Annotated in this window: 17 protein-coding genes; 11 read left to right on the forward strand and 6 right to left on the reverse strand. The window is 47.9% G+C overall.

The window, feature by feature from the left end:
• Positions 1-202 precede the first annotated feature (202 nt).
• Positions 203-679, forward strand: a complete 477-nt coding sequence (trmL, locus tag ACVA6Q_RS21675; protein ID WP_353497313.1) for a tRNA (uridine(34)/cytosine(34)/5-carboxymethylaminomethyluridine(34)-2'-O)-methyltransferase TrmL — start codon at positions 203-205, stop codon at positions 677-679.
• A gap of 99 nt (positions 680-778) precedes the next feature.
• Here trmL and rpmG read toward each other — a convergent pair whose 3' ends face one another.
• From rpmG to radC, 3 genes are all read right to left on the reverse strand, one after another.
• Complete coding sequence (gene rpmG, locus ACVA6Q_RS21680; protein ID WP_002535344.1) at positions 779-946, reverse strand: 50S ribosomal protein L33; 168 nt, start codon at positions 944-946, stop codon at positions 779-781.
• Between the two features lie 13 nt (positions 947-959).
• Complete coding sequence (rpmB, locus tag ACVA6Q_RS21685; protein WP_004728407.1) at positions 960-1,196, reverse strand: 50S ribosomal protein L28; 237 nt, start codon at positions 1,194-1,196, stop codon at positions 960-962.
• 299 nt (positions 1,197-1,495) lie between these two features.
• A complete protein-coding gene (gene radC / locus ACVA6Q_RS21690) occupies positions 1,496-2,170 on the reverse strand; it encodes a RadC family protein (protein ID WP_446648909.1) in 675 nt (224 codons plus the stop codon).
• A gap of 259 nt (positions 2,171-2,429) precedes the next feature.
• On the opposite strand from radC, the gene coaBC reads away from it, so the two are divergent.
• The 4 genes from coaBC (at position 2,430) to lpxM (ending at position 6,374) form a co-directional block, all read left to right on the forward strand.
• On the forward strand, positions 2,430-3,638 hold the full coding sequence (gene coaBC / locus ACVA6Q_RS21695; protein WP_446648910.1) for a bifunctional phosphopantothenoylcysteine decarboxylase/phosphopantothenate--cysteine ligase CoaBC: 1,209 nt from the start codon (positions 2,430-2,432) through the stop codon (positions 3,636-3,638).
• Positions 3,639-3,867: 229 nt separating this feature from the next.
• Positions 3,868-4,458, forward strand: a complete 591-nt coding sequence (gene slmA / locus ACVA6Q_RS21700) for a nucleoid occlusion factor SlmA (RefSeq protein ID WP_042502207.1) — start codon at positions 3,868-3,870, stop codon at positions 4,456-4,458.
• A gap of 5 nt (positions 4,459-4,463) precedes the next feature.
• Positions 4,464-5,405 carry a Kdo(2)-lipid IV(A) acyltransferase gene (locus tag ACVA6Q_RS21705; RefSeq protein WP_446648911.1) on the forward strand — a complete coding sequence of 314 codons (942 nt, stop codon included), beginning with the start codon at positions 4,464-4,466 and terminating at the stop codon, positions 5,403-5,405.
• A 12-nt stretch (positions 5,406-5,417) separates the two neighbouring features.
• Positions 5,418-6,374: a lauroyl-Kdo(2)-lipid IV(A) myristoyltransferase gene (gene lpxM, locus ACVA6Q_RS21710; protein ID WP_353497317.1), complete on the forward strand. Its 957-nt coding sequence runs from the start codon at positions 5,418-5,420 to the stop codon at positions 6,372-6,374.
• 105 nt (positions 6,375-6,479) lie between these two features.
• On the opposite strand, the gene mutM is transcribed toward lpxM, so the two are convergent.
• From mutM to ACVA6Q_RS21725, 3 genes are read right to left on the reverse strand one after another with little or no spacing between them, the layout of a single operon-like run.
• Positions 6,480-7,289, reverse strand: coding sequence for a bifunctional DNA-formamidopyrimidine glycosylase/DNA-(apurinic or apyrimidinic site) lyase (gene mutM / locus ACVA6Q_RS21715; protein ID WP_353497318.1), 810 nt, complete (start codon positions 7,287-7,289; stop codon positions 6,480-6,482).
• A 51-nt stretch (positions 7,290-7,340) separates the two neighbouring features.
• Positions 7,341-7,838 (reverse strand): hypothetical protein, encoded by a 498-nt coding sequence (locus ACVA6Q_RS21720; RefSeq protein WP_446648912.1) that lies wholly within the window; start codon positions 7,836-7,838, stop codon positions 7,341-7,343.
• On the reverse strand, positions 7,838-8,347 hold the full coding sequence (locus tag ACVA6Q_RS21725; protein ID WP_446648913.1) for an FxsA family protein: 510 nt from the start codon (positions 8,345-8,347) through the stop codon (positions 7,838-7,840). The genes ACVA6Q_RS21720 and ACVA6Q_RS21725 overlap by 1 nt, the downstream gene beginning before the upstream one ends.
• Positions 8,348-8,699: 352 nt before the next feature.
• On the opposite strand from ACVA6Q_RS21725, the gene aspA reads away from it, so the two are divergent.
• The 6 genes from aspA (at position 8,700) to ACVA6Q_RS21755 (ending at position 15,649) form a co-directional block, all read left to right on the forward strand.
• Complete coding sequence (gene aspA / locus ACVA6Q_RS21730) at positions 8,700-10,151, forward strand: aspartate ammonia-lyase (RefSeq protein ID WP_353497321.1); 1,452 nt, start codon at positions 8,700-8,702, stop codon at positions 10,149-10,151.
• A 138-nt stretch (positions 10,152-10,289) separates the two neighbouring features.
• Complete coding sequence (locus ACVA6Q_RS21735) at positions 10,290-11,600, forward strand: anaerobic C4-dicarboxylate transporter (protein WP_446648914.1); 1,311 nt, start codon at positions 10,290-10,292, stop codon at positions 11,598-11,600.
• Positions 11,601-11,746: 146 nt separating this feature from the next.
• Positions 11,747-13,585, forward strand: a complete 1,839-nt coding sequence (locus tag ACVA6Q_RS21740) for a protein-disulfide reductase DsbD (RefSeq protein WP_446648915.1) — start codon at positions 11,747-11,749, stop codon at positions 13,583-13,585.
• Positions 13,586-13,714: 129 nt separating this feature from the next.
• Positions 13,715-14,350 (forward strand): response regulator transcription factor, encoded by a 636-nt coding sequence (locus ACVA6Q_RS21745; RefSeq protein ID WP_353497324.1) that lies wholly within the window; start codon positions 13,715-13,717, stop codon positions 14,348-14,350.
• A 204-nt stretch (positions 14,351-14,554) separates the two neighbouring features.
• A complete protein-coding gene (locus ACVA6Q_RS21750) occupies positions 14,555-15,178 on the forward strand; it encodes a MarC family protein (RefSeq protein WP_353497325.1) in 624 nt (207 codons plus the stop codon).
• 204 nt (positions 15,179-15,382) lie between these two features.
• Entirely contained in the window at positions 15,383-15,649 is a 267-nt protein-coding gene (locus tag ACVA6Q_RS21755; RefSeq protein ID WP_006075415.1) for a DUF4212 domain-containing protein, read from the forward strand.
• Position 15,650: the final 1 nt, after the last annotated feature.

Consider the following 15,650-nt stretch of genomic DNA (forward strand, 5'->3'; position numbering starts at 1 on the left):
CCTGCGCGGGGATGGCGATAATTTTGAGTGTAAGGAACTAACAACTCGCGTCATTCCTGTGTAGACAGGAATCTTCTTAAGGCTTGGCGATCGCTTTGAGTAGATCCCCGCCTGCGCGGGGATGACGATAGCCTTGGGGATAACGTTCTTTTTACGCTTCAGGTATACTCATTCCATTATTTAGTATGAGTCGACAGCCAATATGTTTGATATCGCCCTCTACGAGCCAGAAATTGCTCCAAACACCGGAAACATCATCCGTCTTTGTGCCAACTGCGGTGCAAACCTACACCTTATTGAACCGCTGGGTTTTGATTTAGAAGAGAAGAAAGTACGCCGTGCGGGTCTCGACTATCACGATCTTGCGCGCGTAAAACGTCATAAAGACTACGCGGCGTTTCTTGCTTACTTAGAAGAACACAACCCGAACTACCGCTTGTTTGCTTGTACCACAAAAACCACCGGCCATCATACCGATGCGAAATACCAACAAGGTGATGTGCTGTTATTTGGTCCAGAAACTCGCGGCTTACCTGCAGAAGTGATTGAAAGCCTACCAATGGAGCAACGTATTCGCATTCCTATGATGCCAGATGCGCGCAGTCTAAACCTATCCAATGCGGTAGCGATTATTGCCTATGAAGCGTGGCGACAGTTAGGTTTTGAAGGGGCGGTTTAAGCCCTTTTTTAGCGAGAACGTTAGCCAAGCCTGAATTTCAGGCAATAAAAAACCCAGCCGAAGCTGGGTTTTCAATACTTACAAGTAGAAACTTATCAATTACTTGATTTTAGCTTCTTTGTACATAACGTGTTGGCGAACAACTGGATCAAACTTTTTGATCTCAAATTTGCCTGGCATGTTACGCTTGTTCTTGTCAGTTGTGTAGAAGTGACCAGTACCTGCAGAAGATACTAGACGAATTTTCTCACGAATGCCTTTAGCCATTGCTTAATTCCTCTTATACGTTCTCGCCACGAGCGCGAATATCAACAAGAACAGCATCGATGCCTTTCTTATCAATAATACGCATACCCTTAGCGGTTAGACGTAGTTTAACAAAGCGTTTTTCGCTTTCTACCCAGAAACGATGAGTTTGTAGGTTCGGCAGAAAACGACGCTTGGTAGCATTTCGTGCGTGTGAACGGTTGTTACCCGTTACAGGACGCTTACCAGTTACTTGGCATACTCGGGACATGAATGTCTTCTCCAAATCGTTTCAGCTCGATATCAACCTTGGTGGCCGAACCTCAATTATAAGAGGCCATAACCATTATGGAATACCCATACAAGGCTATCAAAGGTCGCGCATTATACTAACTTGACATGCATTGCTCAAGACCCGAACAGATCCTTTTTTAAGGATTTGCTGATCTTTTTCACTTTGAGCTGATGTTGGTTGATAATTTAGTGCGCGAATCATAGCAGAAAATCACCAAAACAAAAGCTCTGTATCACAGTTATTACAATAAAAAACGCTTTCTACTGTTTAAGAGGCTAAATCCAGCCTCTTTCGGCAAACGAGACCACTTCCCCATCACCAACCACAAAATGGTCGAGCACACGAATATCCACTAGTCCAAGTGCATCGCTCAATCTTCTCGTGATCCTTCTGTCGGCCTGACTCGGCTCAGCAATCCCCGATGGATGGTTATGCGCCAGTATTAACGCCGCCGCGTTATGCTCTAACGCACGCTTAACGACTTCTCTTGGGTATACAGAGGCTGCATCTATGGTGCCTTCAAACATCACCTCATCGGCAATCACTCGATTTTGGTTATCCAAAAACAGTATATAGAAGGCTTCTCGCTGGCGATCGCGAAGTATCGACATCAAATAGTGCTTGGTGTGTTCCGAACTATTTAAGCTGTCTCCACGCTGCAAAGTTTCCGATAGATAGCGCTGACTCATTTCCAGTACCGCTTGAAGCTGCACATACTTGGCGACACCAAGCCCTTTGTGCCGACAGAACTCGTCATTGGTGGCAGAAAACAGAGCTCGCAGGGAACCAAACTCAGTAAGCAGGTCATCAGCAAGCTGAATCACATTCTTGCCTTTTATCCCGGTTCGTAAAAATATCGCCAATAACTCAGCATCGGAAAGCGCATGGCTACCGCAGCTAAGTAACTTTTCTCGCGGCATCGAGTCTTTGGGGAGCTGATGTAATGTCATAAGCCTATGTATATTCGTGTGGATAGTGTCATAACTATATAGAGGGAAAATTAAACCTTAGGGAAGTTATGACGCATAACATCAAAAGCTGCAGTGAACAGGTGACACACTGCGAGCCTAGAGGTGGCTTTGTGTAACTGTTCAGTTTATTAGTGAGGGCTCATTGCAAAGGTGGAAAAAGCTTGTGCCAGTGGTACGACAGTAGCGGCGGAGCAAGGCTTTTGCTATCTTAGCCGCAGAAAATTGTAAGGAGCAAGCTATGCAAACTTTAGCGGGTAAGAAAATACTGCTTGGTATTAGCGGTGGCATCGCCGCCTATAAATGTGCCGAACTAACCAGACGCCTAATTGAACGTGGTGCCGAAGTTCAAGTCGTGATGACCAAAGCGGCAAAAGAGTTTATCACACCACTAACGATGCAAGCTGTTTCGGGAAGACCGGTATCTGATAGCTTGCTCGACCCTGCCGCTGAAGCCTCGATGGGACATATAGAACTAGCAAAATGGGCAGACTTAGTCCTGCTTGCTCCTGCTACTGCCGATCTCATCGGTCGCATGGCTGCCGGAATGGGCAACGACTTACTGACTACGCTAGTGCTCGCCACAGACGCCCCAATTGCGGTGTCACCGGCGATGAATCAGCAGATGTATCGCAATGTCGCTACCCAAGAGAACATCTCAACGCTTTCCCGTCGTGGCATGATGATTTGGGGGCCAGCCGCCGGTGAACAGGCTTGTGGTGATGTCGGCCCTGGCCGTATGCTAGAGCCGATGCAACTGGTTGAGCGCTGTGAGCAGTTCTTTGGTCCAAAACCCTTAGTGGGAAAATCGGTAGTGATTACCGCAGGTCCAACGCGTGAAGCGATTGACCCTGTGCGCTATATCTCCAACCACAGCTCTGGAAAAATGGGCTTCGCACTTGCCGAAGCGGCCAGTCAAATGGGGGCTGATGTCACACTGATTGCCGGCCCTGTTGCTCTTACTACGCCAGTTGGCGTTAAACGTGTCGATGTCACCAGTGCACAAGAGATGCATCAGGCAGCATTAGACGCGGCAATCTCACACGATATCTTTATTGGCTGTGCGGCGGTCGCCGACTATCGTCCAACCGATGTCGCGACGCAAAAAATCAAAAAGACCGCGGACAACGATGATATGCAGATAGTGATGGTTAAAAACCCAGACATTATCGCTGATGTCGCTTCGCTAAGCACATCTCGTCCATTTACTGTTGGCTTTGCTGCAGAAACGCAAGATGTGGAAACTTACGCACTGGATAAGCTATCTCGTAAGAATCTGGACATGATTTGTGCAAATGATGTCTCTGTTGCAGGTCAAGGCTTTAACAGCGATTCAAATGCGATTACCGTGTACTGGCAAGACGGACAGCAAGCACTTGGTAGTGCAAAGAAAACCGAGTTAGGCCGCGCCATTCTCGAGTGCATCAGCGCCAAGCTCAATAACGTATAGTTCACTACCGCATAACCAGCTAACGCTAAGCAAGTAAAGGCCGCGTGGTGCGAACGCTGCGCCGCCTCACTCCCTCTGCTCGCCCACCTTGCGAGATAGATTGTTACACACTTCAACCATTTAGCACGTTGAACTGTGTGGATAAAACGCGCTTAGGTACACTAACAGATTCACCTATGGGCGTTATCGTGCTGATTTCGGCATGCAGTAATCAAAAGGAATAGGATTTATGTCCGCTACGAGAAAGTCGAACCGAAAAGAGGAGATCCTTCAGGCTCTTGCTCAGATGCTAGAGTCCAATGAAGGAACCTCTCGCATCACGACCGCAAAACTTGCCAAGCAAGTGGGTGTGTCTGAAGCGGCACTCTATCGTCATTTTCCAAGCAAAGCGCGTATGTTTGAAGGACTGATTGAGTTCATAGAAGAGTCGCTCATGTCTCGCATCAACCGCATCTTAGATGAAGAAAAAGACACCCTGACTCGCATTCGTCTAGTGTTGCAATTGATTTTGGCGTTTTCTGAGCGCAATCCAGGTTTGAGTCGCATTCTCTCTGGTCATGCTCTAATGTTTGAGAATGAACGATTACGTGACCGAATTAATCAGCTGTATGAAAGAATAGAGACATCTCTGCGTCAAATTTTGCGCGAGCGCAAAATTCGTGAAGGCAAAAGCTTTCCTGTCGATGAGAAGATCCTCGCCGCACAACTACTCGGTCAAGTAGAAGGCAGTTTGAACCGCTTTGTTCGTTCTGATTTTAAATACACCCCTACGTCCACCTTTGACGAGTACTGGGCGCTGCTAAAACTACAACTGCAATAACGCTAATGAAAACTGACAAAAAACCGGACTTCAGCTTATCACTGCTGCATCCCAAACACTGGGGCGTGTGGGTAGGCTTCGGCCTGTTGGCGTTGATCGTCAACTTATTGCCATACGCACTGCTGTATAAACTCGGTCGTGGCCTTGGCAAATTCGCCATGCGCTTTGGCGGCAAACGCGCTCAAATCGCGCGTCGTAACCTAGAGTTGGCCTTTCCAGAAAAAAGCCAACAAGAGATCGACGCCTTTGTGGAAGAGAACTTTAAGAACTCTGGCATGGCGCTGATCGAAACAGGTATTACTTGGTTTTGGCCAACCTGGCGCTTTAAGCGCATTCTAGTAGAAAAAGACATCAGCGCGCTTAAGCAGCACGAAGTCAATAACAAAGGCGTACTACTGTGCTGCGTGCATGCACTTAACCTTGAGATTACCGCACGCGCTTTTGCTGTGCTGGGGCTCCCAGGATACGGCGCCTATCGTCCACACAGCAATCCTGCTTACGAGTTCATCCAGTACCGTGGTCGTACTCGCAACGGCAACAAACTGATTTATCGTACCGATTTAAAATCGATGATCCGCGTCATGCGCCAAGGTCACCGTTTGTTCTATCTTCCGGATCAAGATTATGGCCACAATAAGTCTGTGTTCGTGCCTTTCTTTGCCGTAGAAGAAGCCTGCACCACTACGGGCACCAGTATTCTGGCTTACACCAGCAAGTGCGCGATCGTTCCGGGCTCTGGTTTTAGAAATGCCGATGGTAAATATGAGATCATGGCTGACATCTCCATTGAAGATGAATATCCAAAGAAAGACGAAGTCGCCGCAGCCGCACTAATGAATCACTACGTAGAAAAAACCATTTTGCGCGCGCCAGAACAGTGGCTTTGGATGCACAAGCGATTCAAGTCGGTTCCTGACGAAACCAAAACTAACTCTCGCTATCTGTAACGAGTAGGCATTATGAGCAATCAAGAACATATCGATAAAAACCTCTATGATCCTCGTTTCCAGTGGGCATTTTTACACCCCAAACACTGGGGCACTTGGCTTGGCATCCTACTGGCGGTATTCCTAGCCTTTGTTCCCGCTAAGCCTCGCGATCGTTTTGCGCGCTATATTTCCGGGATCATTGTCGGTAAAAATGGTCGCGTCGTCAGACGTACCCGCCTCAACCTTGAAAAATGCTTTCCGGAGAAGTCAGAGCAAGAGATCCAACACATTGTTGAAGAGACCTTTGCCAAGGCAGGCCAATACCTACTGGGCTACTCTGAGTTTTTGGTACGCTCAACCAAGCACAACCAAAATCGCGGTGTGATGATTGGTGAAGAGAACCTGATGCCGCTACTGGATGCTGGAGAGAACGTGATCATCTTGGCGCCGCACGCATGGGCTGTGGACTACCCTGCGGTCATGCTAGCAGCTCAAGGCCACAAAGTGGCGACCATCATGAAACCGCAAAACAACCCAATCGGTGACTGGCTGATGCACGTCCAGCGTATGCAGTATGGTGGACGCATCTTTGCCCGTAGCGCCGGCGTGAAGCCGTTTGTTCGCTCTATCAAGGATGGTTACATCGGTTACTGGCTGCCGGATGAAGATCACGGCCCACAAAACTCTGTGTTTGTGCCCTTTTTTGCTGCAGAAAAGGCAACTCTAAAGGGGTTTGGTAAAATGTCTCGCCTATCTCGAGCCAAAGTCGTGCCAGTACTGCCCGCCTACAATGATCAAACCAGCAAGTACGAAGTGCATATTCTGCCAGCTATCGACAACTTCCCGACGGGAGATGAAGAGCAAGACGCACGCGCGATGAACGCCGCAATTGAAGCGCTGTTACGTGACAAGCCTGAGCAGTACATGTGGAACCTATATCTACTTGAAACTCAGCGCGATGGTAAACGTATTTACGACAACATCTAGCCTGAGCTAAGTATTATCGCTCACCTCCCAAAGAGGCGAATAACAACCACTAAAAAAGCGCTTGCCGAGGCAAGCGCTTTTTTGTTCATCCATTAGTTAACATCACTACTTCTGGCAAACATCGCAAAAGAAGGTGTTTCGCTGACCTATCTTCATCTCTTTGATTGGCTCACCGCAGCTATGGCAAGGTTGTTTCGCTCGCCCATACACGTGCAGCTCCTGAGCAAAGTAGCCAGGCTTACCATCCGTTTGCGAAAAGTCTTTAAGCGTGGTTCCACCTTGAGTGATCGCTTGTGCTAGCACCTGCTTGATTTCCGTCACCAGCGTTTGCCACTGACCAAGCGTCACTTTATAAGTTGGTGTCGTTGGAAGAATGCCAGCGCTAAATAGCGACTCACAAGCGTAGATGTTCCCCACCCCGACAACATTAGCGTTATTCATAATGAAGGTTTTAATCGCGACCCGTTTGTTATTGGCGCGAGAGAGCATCCAATCGGCATTAAACTCGTCCGTAAGAGGTTCTGGGCCACAGTTGTCCAAAAGCTCATGAGACTCTCCCGGAGCACACCACAACCAAGCCCCAAAGCGGCGTGGGTCGTTGTAGCGCATGACCTTACCGTTGCTAAGCACTAAGTCAACGTGGTCATGCTTTTCAGCCGGGGGTGGGTTTTCCAGTACTCGTAGACTGCCCGACATCCCCAAGTGGACGATGGCGGTGCCTTTTGGCGTGTCGAGTAGCAGATACTTAGCCCGCCTGCGAATCGCCGTGATGGGCTGACCATGTAAACCGTGGATCTCTTCAGGGATCCACCAGCGCAACTGACGCTGACGCACCACGATTTCTTGAATGGTTTGTTCTAATAGATGCGGGCTAATCCCGAGGCGAGAAACTTCTACTTCTGGCAATTCTGGCATGATGTCTACGCTTAACTGGTCATGGACTGAGTGAACAAGAAATGGATGCGTTTATCTCGCATCCTGTGGCAGTAATTCACTGCCTTCAAAGCTTACCGCTACCCATAAGCCATTGTAGGTGTTGAGCAGCCAAAACTGATCCAACGGGTAAGCGGTAATGCGCTGCGGCTCTTCAACTTCTTGATACCAAACCTCGATCGTCATCGGATGCTCAAACGCAGGTTTGAGTTTCTGATACGTTTCGTCGTCAACTGGCGTGCCCTGCATCGCTTTCCAGCGCGATACCACGCTTTCAGCATCTTGATTCCACTTCTTAGGAATCGCGCGCCAGTTATCGCCTTGCTGATAAAATTGGATCCCAGCGTAGTTGATTTCTATTGGCTCAGCACTTGGGTCAAGCACCAAGCCTTCACTCGCCTGCGCTGCTGGCTCCAGCAAATATTGCTTTATCAGAGTCGGTGCGGCCATCATCAGCATAAAAAAAGCGATGCCGATAATAAGCACGTTGTTCCAACTGCGCCTCGAAAGCTTGATGCGGTTAAATATCATTAGTTCAGCTTGTTACGGTCATCATCGTCTTTACGTTCAAATTCACCTTCGAAGGTGTTGCCATCGCGCTGATGGTCGTGATGAGAATCAAACGGACCTTGCTGGAAATCGCCTTGATGAAAACCGCCTTGATGGAATCCCCCAGAAACGCTCTTCACCACCACTTTACTCATAAGATATTTGGCAATGGCCGCTCGCGGTGCTGGCAGCAGTACCAACATACCCATCGCATCGGTCATGAAGCCCGGCGTGAGTAGCAGTACGCCAGAGACCGCCAACATAACACCTTCAACAATTTGTTGCGCTGGCATTTCGCCTTGTTGCAGCTTCGACTGTACTGACATCAGTGTTTGCAAGCCCTGGCTACGCACGAGTGAGGCACCCACCACCGCCGTCAATAGCACTAGGCCTATAGTAGGCCATAAGCCCAAAAAGCCGCCGACTTGAATAAATAGCCCAATCTCGATGATTGGAACAAAAATAAATAGCAATAACAGTATCGGAAACACACGCTCCTCCTTGGTTTGCTGTCAGTTTACGCCTACCCTTTACTAAACCACAAATAAATTACTCAAATTCAACCGTTAATCGCACAAAATGAGTTTTTCAAAATATAAATCGATTCAGTTAATGATGCGAATTTTATGAGGGAAATCTCATCTCACGAGGACTTTGTTGGCCTTTGCAATAATTAAGTGAAAAAGGTGATCTGGCTACTATTTTTATGTGCCACTTTGAGTAATATGTACCCCATAAGTCAGGACGTAATAACTAGCCAATTATTCTGGCGAATGGATTCTTAAAACAGATTTGGCAAAATAACTGTAATTAACGCAGAATTATTCTCTAAGGATCCAAAATATGGCGACAACTACTCTTGAGCAAACAGTTGCGACTCAAGCTACTCGTATTGAAGAAGATCTATTAGGCCAACGTCATGTCCCGGCCGATGCTTACTACGGCATCCACACGCTACGCGCTATCGAAAACTTTAATATCTCCAATGTGACCATTTCTGATGTGCCCGATTTTGTTCGCGGTATGGTCATGACCAAGAAAGCCGCTGCGCTCGCCAACAAAGAGCTTGGCGTGATTCCAAAAGACATCGCTCAATATATTATCCAAGCTTGTGATGTGATCCTTGAAACAGGCAAGTGCATGGATCAGTTCCCATCAGATGTGTTCCAAGGCGGTGCTGGCACCTCTGTGAACATGAACACCAACGAAGTGATCGCTAACGTGGCACTTGAACTGATGGGCAAAGAGAAAGGCCAATATGAGTTCATTAACCCAAATGATCACGTTAACAAGAGCCAATCAACAAACTGTGCTTACCCAACGGGTTTCCGTATCGCAGTCTACAACAGCGTACAAAAGCTAATCGATGCGATTGAATATCTAAAAGGTTCGTTCGAAGCGAAGAGCCAAGAGTTCTCGACTATTTTGAAAATGGGTCGTACTCAGCTTCAAGATGCGGTACCAATGACAGTTGGCCAAGAGTTCCACGCCTGGGCGGTAACTCTGAACGAAGAGATTCGTGCCCTTGAGTACACCTCAAAGCTACTACTAGAAGTGAACATCGGCGCAACAGCAATCGGTACTGGCCTAAACGCAGCTCAAGGCTATCAAGAGCTTGCAGTTAAGCACCTATCTGAAGTAACAGGCCTTGAATGTGTACCAGCAGAGGATCTTATCGAAGCGACCTCTGACTGTGGCGCGTATGTAATGACTCACGGTGCACTTAAGCGCCTAGCTGTGAAACTGTCTAAGATTTGTAATGACCTGCGCCTGCTTTCTTCTGGTCCTCGCGCGGGTCTTAACGAGCTCAACCTGCCGGAACTGCAAGCCGGCTCTTCTATCATGCCAGCGAAAGTGAACCCAGTGGTTCCTGAAGTAGTTAACCAAGTGTGCTTTAAAGTGCTTGGTAACGACAACACAGTATCCTTCGCAGCGGAAGGTGGTCAGCTGCAACTGAACGTTATGGAGCCAGTAATTGCACAAAGCATGTTTGAATCTCTTGAAATTCTGAAAAATGCTTGTATCAACCTGCGCGACAAATGCATCGATGGCATTAGCGTTAATAAAGAAGTGTGTGAAAGCTACGTTTACAACTCAATTGGTATCGTTACTTATCTCAACCCTTACATCGGTCACCATGAAGGCGACATCGTCGGTAAGATCTGTGCTGAAACCGGTAAGAGCGTAAAAGAAGTGGTTCTTGAACGCGGCCTGCTATCGGAAGAAGAGCTAGATGACATTTTCTCAGTAGACAATCTGATGAAACCTCAGTATAAAGCCAAACGCTACGAGTAATGACGCCTAAAGGCTCCCCCAGTATGGGGGAGCCTTTTTAGTACCTATTTCTCATTGGTAAAACTTATTCCCTAATATTATCTACAACGTCCGCTTGTCATCGTTATTGATAACGGACACTCGAAACAAGGATTGACTATGGTTGCTATAGAGCTTGCCGTCGTACTGCTGTTTATTTATTTAGGCGCACGTATTGGCGGTATTGGAATCGGTCTAGCTGGCGGTGCTGGTGTCATTGCCCTATCACTGGTACTCGGTGTGCCTACTAGCCAAGCTTACATCCCAGTGGATGTGATCTTAATTATTATGTCAGTAATCACTGCGATTGCTGCGATGCAAGTAGCTGGTGGTATGGACTGGCTGGTGCAAATTGCTGAAGACTTCCTTCGCAAACATCCAGAAAGAATCACCTTTTATGCTCCCATTGTAACTTTCTTGATGACGCTTATGGCGGGTACGGGTCACACCGCGTTCTCAACGCTACCGGTTATCGCTGAAGTTGCAAAAGGCCAAGGGGTTCGTCCATCACGTCCACTGTCGATTGCCGTTGTGGCTTCGCAGATCGCGATCACGGCTTCTCCTATCTCTGCCGCGGTGGTTGCTTTTGCGGCAATGCTAGCGCCAATGGGTGTCGATTATCTAACACTACTTGCTGTGTGTATCCCAACCACCTTTATCGCCTGTATGGCCGGTGCCTTTGTCGCTAACTTCATGGGCAGCGAGCTTAAAGACGATCCTGTGTACCAAGAGCGTCTAGCTCAAGGCCTTATCAAATTGAGTGACGCGCAAGAGCGCAACATTCTGCCGACAGCAAAAACAGCGACCTACATTTTCTTGGGCGCGATTGCGTTTGTGGTCTGCTACGCAGCGGCGATCTCTGGCTCTATCGGCCTTATCGAAGATCCAGCGCTTGGTCGTAACGAAGCCATCATGACGGTCATGTTGGCTGCAGCGGCGGCGATTACGCTAGTCACTAAAATCGACGCGTCTAAAATTCCTTCTGCGGCTACGTTCCGCTCAGGTATGACGGCGTGTGTTTGCGTACTAGGTGTAGCATGGCTTGGCTCTACCTTTGTGAATGCGCACGTTGACGGCATTAAAGAGCTAGCGGGCGCGCTACTGGAAGACTACCCGTGGATGCTAGCAATGGTTCTATTCTTTGCCTCAATGCTGCTTTACTCACAAGGTGCGACAACCGTAGCTCTAATGCCAGCAGCGCTAGCAATTGGTGTAGCGCCACTGACAGCGGTTGCTTCATTTGCTGCAGTAAGTGCTCTGTTTGTGCTGCCAACCTACCCAACCCTGCTTGCTGCGGTTGAAATGGATGACACAGGCTCAACACGGATCGGCAACTATGTGTTCAACCACCCATTCTTCATTCCGGGTGTGACCACTATCGCGACAGCCGTTGCGCTTGGTTTTGCATTTGGCGGTCTACTGATCGGCTAATCGCCAGCAAATGGGTTGCAAAAAGAATTGAGAGCTGTGTTGTATCGCAGCTCTTTTTTTATCTTTAATGAAACATTTCTCGCTATCTTCCTGTCTTAACATCATATAACCTCATTATATTGTTAAACCTTGGTTGCATAGCGTTCATGACTCGACTACTTTCCCAATTTTTGCTGCTTTCCCTGACCACGTTGGCGTTGCCTAGCTGGGCTCTATTTGGAGACAACAACACCAGCAATGCCTTTACCCCTAGTGGCACCAATACCTTTGTTCCTGTTGATCAAGCATTTCCAATGAACGCCTATCAGCAGGGCGATCGAGTCTATATCGACTGGCAAGTCAAACCTGACTACTACCTCTATCAAGACCGATTAAACTTCAGCGGTGAAAACGTCACCCTGGGTAATATTGAGCTGCAACAAGGTGAGCCGTACACCGATGAGTTTTTTGGGGATGTGACGATTTACACCCAACCGCTGTTTGTTGAAGTGCCATTAAGCCAATATCAAGCCGGCGCAAAACTGATTGTGCAATATCAAGGCTGCGCCAAAGCAGGATTCTGTTACCCACCAGAAACGCGCGTTATCGACATTACGCCATTTAGCTTTGATGCCGTTTCCGACACCACTACTGACGTCCAACCGGCAGCGGCAACTGCCGCAGACAACAGCAAGCCTGCAGAGTCACCACAGTCAGCGACGACTGGTACAAACACCTCGAACAGCAACAACGACTTAACCGACAAACTCGGGCAAAACTGGTGGACGCCAGCGCTGTTTTTACTGCTCGGTATTGGCCTCGCTTTCACGCCTTGTGTATTACCAATGTATCCAATCCTCACCAGTATTGTGCTGGGTGGCGGCAAGCGCAGTCACAAACAAGCGCTGCTGTTATCTATGGTCTATGTGCAAGGCATGGCGCTTACCTACACCTTGCTTGGCCTTGTCGTGGCTTCAGCGGGGATGCAATTTCAAGCCGCGATGCAGCACCCGTATGTACTTATTGGTTTGAGTGTCCTGTTTGTAGCACTGGCACTGTCGATGTTTGGCCTCTATACCTTACAGCTGCCAAGCAATGTACAAACTTGGCTCAATAACCTCAGCAATCAACAAAAAGGTGGCAACCTGTTAGGCGTGTTTGCCATGGGAGCCATATCCGGTCTAGTGTGCTCACCTTGCACGACCGCTCCGTTGTCCGGCGCCTTGCTGTACGTGGCACAAAGTGGCGACTTGCTGACTGGTGGTGTCGCGCTGTATGCGTTGGCGCTTGGTATGGGTATCCCATTGATTGCCGCTGCGGTCTTTGGCAACAAGCTACTACCAAAAGCGGGAAATTGGATGGAACGCGTAAAAATCCTGTTTGGCTTTGTACTACTCGCTGCACCTATTTTCTTACTTGAGCGTTTACTGCCAGAATTTTGGAGTAGCGTACTATGGTCTGGTTTGGGTATTGCCGCCTTTAGCTGGCTGTATCATCAAAAGAATGCACTACCATTTGGCGGTTGGAAGCAAAGCTGTGTCGGCATTATTGCAATTTTAGGTCTGTTTGCGTCAGCGCAGCCGCTACTCAATCACTGGCTTGGTGCACCTACCAGTAACGAGTCCGAGATCAGCGTGAGCTTTACTCGAGTCAACAACCTTGCCGAGCTCAATGCCGAGCTAGACAAAGCTAAACTTGCCGGTAAACCTGTGATGCTCGATTTCTACGCCGATTGGTGTGTCGCTTGTAAAGAGTTCGAAAAGTACACCTTCCACGATGCCAATGTCGAACCTGTGCTGGCCAACTTTGTTTTGCTGCAAGCGGATGTCACGCGCAATCAAGTACAGGATATCGAAATGCTCAAAGCGATGGATGTACTAGGATTGCCGACCATTGAGTTTTGGGATGCCAATGGCACGCAACTTCCAAGTGCGCGTTTAACCGGATTTGTTGGCGCTGAAGATTTTCTAGAGCATTTAAACCAATACACCCTACTCAATGAATAACGGATGAGGTTTTGCGTCCGCGTTCAGTAAAAAGTCGATTCTGCTCAGAGTTTTGTATTGATTCATTTGTCCAAACTCGACGCAGAATCAATAATAACGTTAACACTTTTGCAAAATAACTGAGACGCTATGGAACCGAGCTATACCATCATTATTGCTGATGATCACCCACTGTTTAGGAACGCGCTGTTTCAGTCTGTTCACATGGCGATCAGTGGTGCAAATCTGCTGGAAGCGGACTCATTGGAATCTTTGCTCAGTCTTCTAGAGAAAAGCGAAGAACCCGATCTGATATTGCTCGATCTAAAAATGCCAGGCGCTAATGGCATGTCCGGCCTTATCCACCTGCGTGCTGATTATCCCGATATTCCTATTGTGGTCATCTCCGCCAGCGAAGAGCCAAGTATCGTTTCACAGGTTAAGATGCATGGCGCGTTTGGATTTATTCCCAAGTCCAGTGATATGCGGGTGCTTATTAGCGCCCTAAACAAAGTGCTTGAAGGTGAACCTTATTTCCCCGCAGAGCTGCTCATTGATAACAGCGAAAGTAATGATTTAGCTGAGAAAATATCAACGCTGACACCACAGCAATACAAGGTGCTAGGCATGCTCTCCGACGGTCTTCTCAATAAACAAATCGCTTATGATCTCAATGTGTCAGAAGCGACCATCAAAGCGCACATGACCGCCATCTTTAGAAAGCTTGGCGTTAAAAACCGAACCCAAGCCGTGATCCTATTACAACAAATGGAATCAGAAGGTTAGCTTTAAACTCGCCGACAGTTCATGCCCAAGCTGCTATTATGTAACTGGGCGTGAATAGGTTTATTAAAACATTGATACCAGCCACAATACGTTAAATAATAGCGCCGCCAGTTGTTACCGCCTTGGTTATCAATATTGAAAGTGCGGTTCTCCGTCACTGGCTCATGTTATCCCTCTGTTTCACCAAACTCTGGGAGGTTCGCTTTGCTCAGTATTCTCGTTACTCAATTCGTCGTGCTTTGGGCTGTCATTGACCCTATTGGCTCGGTACCCGTTTATCTTTCTCAAACCCAACATCTTGACGTCAAACATCGTCGTATCGTGGCACTAAAAGCAGTCGCGATCGCCTTTGGTGTGCTGTTATTCTTTCTTGTCGCCGGTCAGTTACTGCTTGAAGCGATGCAGATCCCTCTACCCGCGTTCCAAGCTGCGGGCGGATTAGTCCTTCTACTGTTCGCACTGACAATGATATTTGGTGAGAGCAAACCAGAAGAAGAAACCAAACTGAGCCAAGAAGTAAACCGAGATCAACTCGCCGACCTCGCCGTTTATCCGCTGGCGATCCCATCTATTGCTTCGCCGGGTGCAATGATGGCTATTGTACTTCTCACTGACAACCATCGACACTCCTTTATGGATCAAGGACTTACAGCGCTTGTGATGCTCGCCGTACTCCTTATTACTTTGCTACTGCTACTCGGCGCCACCACGATTCAAAAGTGGATCGGCAATGTGGGTGCTGCCATCATCAGCAGAGTGATGGGATTGATCCTCGCTGCGGTGGCGGTGAGCAACTTATTGCAAGGTATCAAAGACTTTTATATCTAAGTTTATCGATAAACGTTAGACCTTTGGCTAATTTAACATTAGATTAACATCACACTTTCATTCCCCCTCAAGCTCAAGCGCCTGTTTTTAAGGCGCTTTTCTTATTTTTACAGTCGACTAAAGTTGCACTGAGTTATTGCCAGCAGCCTGCTACCTTATTAAACGTAACAATACGTTAACGCAAACATGACAAAGGAGAAGGCCATGGCGTTCGAATCATCAGAACAAGCTCAAGCCTATTGGAAGGAAAATCTAGGAATCATGGGTTCCCTACTCGCAGTGTGGTTTATTGTCTCATACGGCGCGGGAATTCTATTTGTTGACGCGCTTAATGCCATCCAGTTTGGAGGGTTCAAATTGGGCTTCTGGTTCGCACAGCAAGGATCGATATACACCTTTGTTGCGCTGATTTTCGTCTACGTCGCTCGCATGAACGCGCTCGACAAAAAGTACAATGTACAAGAAGACTAAG

The sequence above is a fragment of the Vibrio sp. DNB22_10_4 genome (assembly GCF_052879755.1).

Excerpts from the sequence above, each read along its gene's own strand:
- coaBC (WP_446648910.1), top strand. The coding sequence starts at position 2,430 with ATGCAAACTTTAGCGGGTAAGAAAATACTGCTTGGTATTAGCGGTGGC.
- rpmG (WP_002535344.1), bottom strand. The coding sequence starts at position 946 with ATGGCTAAAGGCATTCGTGAGAAAATTCGTCTAGTATCTTCTGCAGGT.
- radC (WP_446648909.1), bottom strand. The coding sequence starts at position 2,170 with ATGACATTACATCAGCTCCCCAAAGACTCGATGCCGCGAGAAAAGTTA.
- aspA (WP_353497321.1), top strand. The coding sequence starts at position 8,700 with ATGGCGACAACTACTCTTGAGCAAACAGTTGCGACTCAAGCTACTCGT.
- slmA (WP_042502207.1), top strand. The coding sequence starts at position 3,868 with ATGTCCGCTACGAGAAAGTCGAACCGAAAAGAGGAGATCCTTCAGGCT.
- ACVA6Q_RS21705 (WP_446648911.1), top strand. The coding sequence starts at position 4,464 with ATGAAAACTGACAAAAAACCGGACTTCAGCTTATCACTGCTGCATCCC.
- ACVA6Q_RS21720 (WP_446648912.1), bottom strand. The coding sequence starts at position 7,838 with ATGATATTTAACCGCATCAAGCTTTCGAGGCGCAGTTGGAACAACGTG.
- mutM (WP_353497318.1), bottom strand. The coding sequence starts at position 7,289 with ATGCCAGAATTGCCAGAAGTAGAAGTTTCTCGCCTCGGGATTAGCCCG.
- rpmB (WP_004728407.1), bottom strand. The coding sequence starts at position 1,196 with ATGTCCCGAGTATGCCAAGTAACTGGTAAGCGTCCTGTAACGGGTAAC.
- trmL (WP_353497313.1), top strand. The coding sequence starts at position 203 with ATGTTTGATATCGCCCTCTACGAGCCAGAAATTGCTCCAAACACCGGA.
- lpxM (WP_353497317.1), top strand. The coding sequence starts at position 5,418 with ATGAGCAATCAAGAACATATCGATAAAAACCTCTATGATCCTCGTTTC.
- ACVA6Q_RS21755 (WP_006075415.1), top strand. The coding sequence starts at position 15,383 with ATGGCGTTCGAATCATCAGAACAAGCTCAAGCCTATTGGAAGGAAAAT.
- ACVA6Q_RS21745 (WP_353497324.1), top strand. The coding sequence starts at position 13,715 with ATGGAACCGAGCTATACCATCATTATTGCTGATGATCACCCACTGTTT.
- ACVA6Q_RS21740 (WP_446648915.1), top strand. The coding sequence starts at position 11,747 with ATGACTCGACTACTTTCCCAATTTTTGCTGCTTTCCCTGACCACGTTG.
- ACVA6Q_RS21735 (WP_446648914.1), top strand. The coding sequence starts at position 10,290 with ATGGTTGCTATAGAGCTTGCCGTCGTACTGCTGTTTATTTATTTAGGC.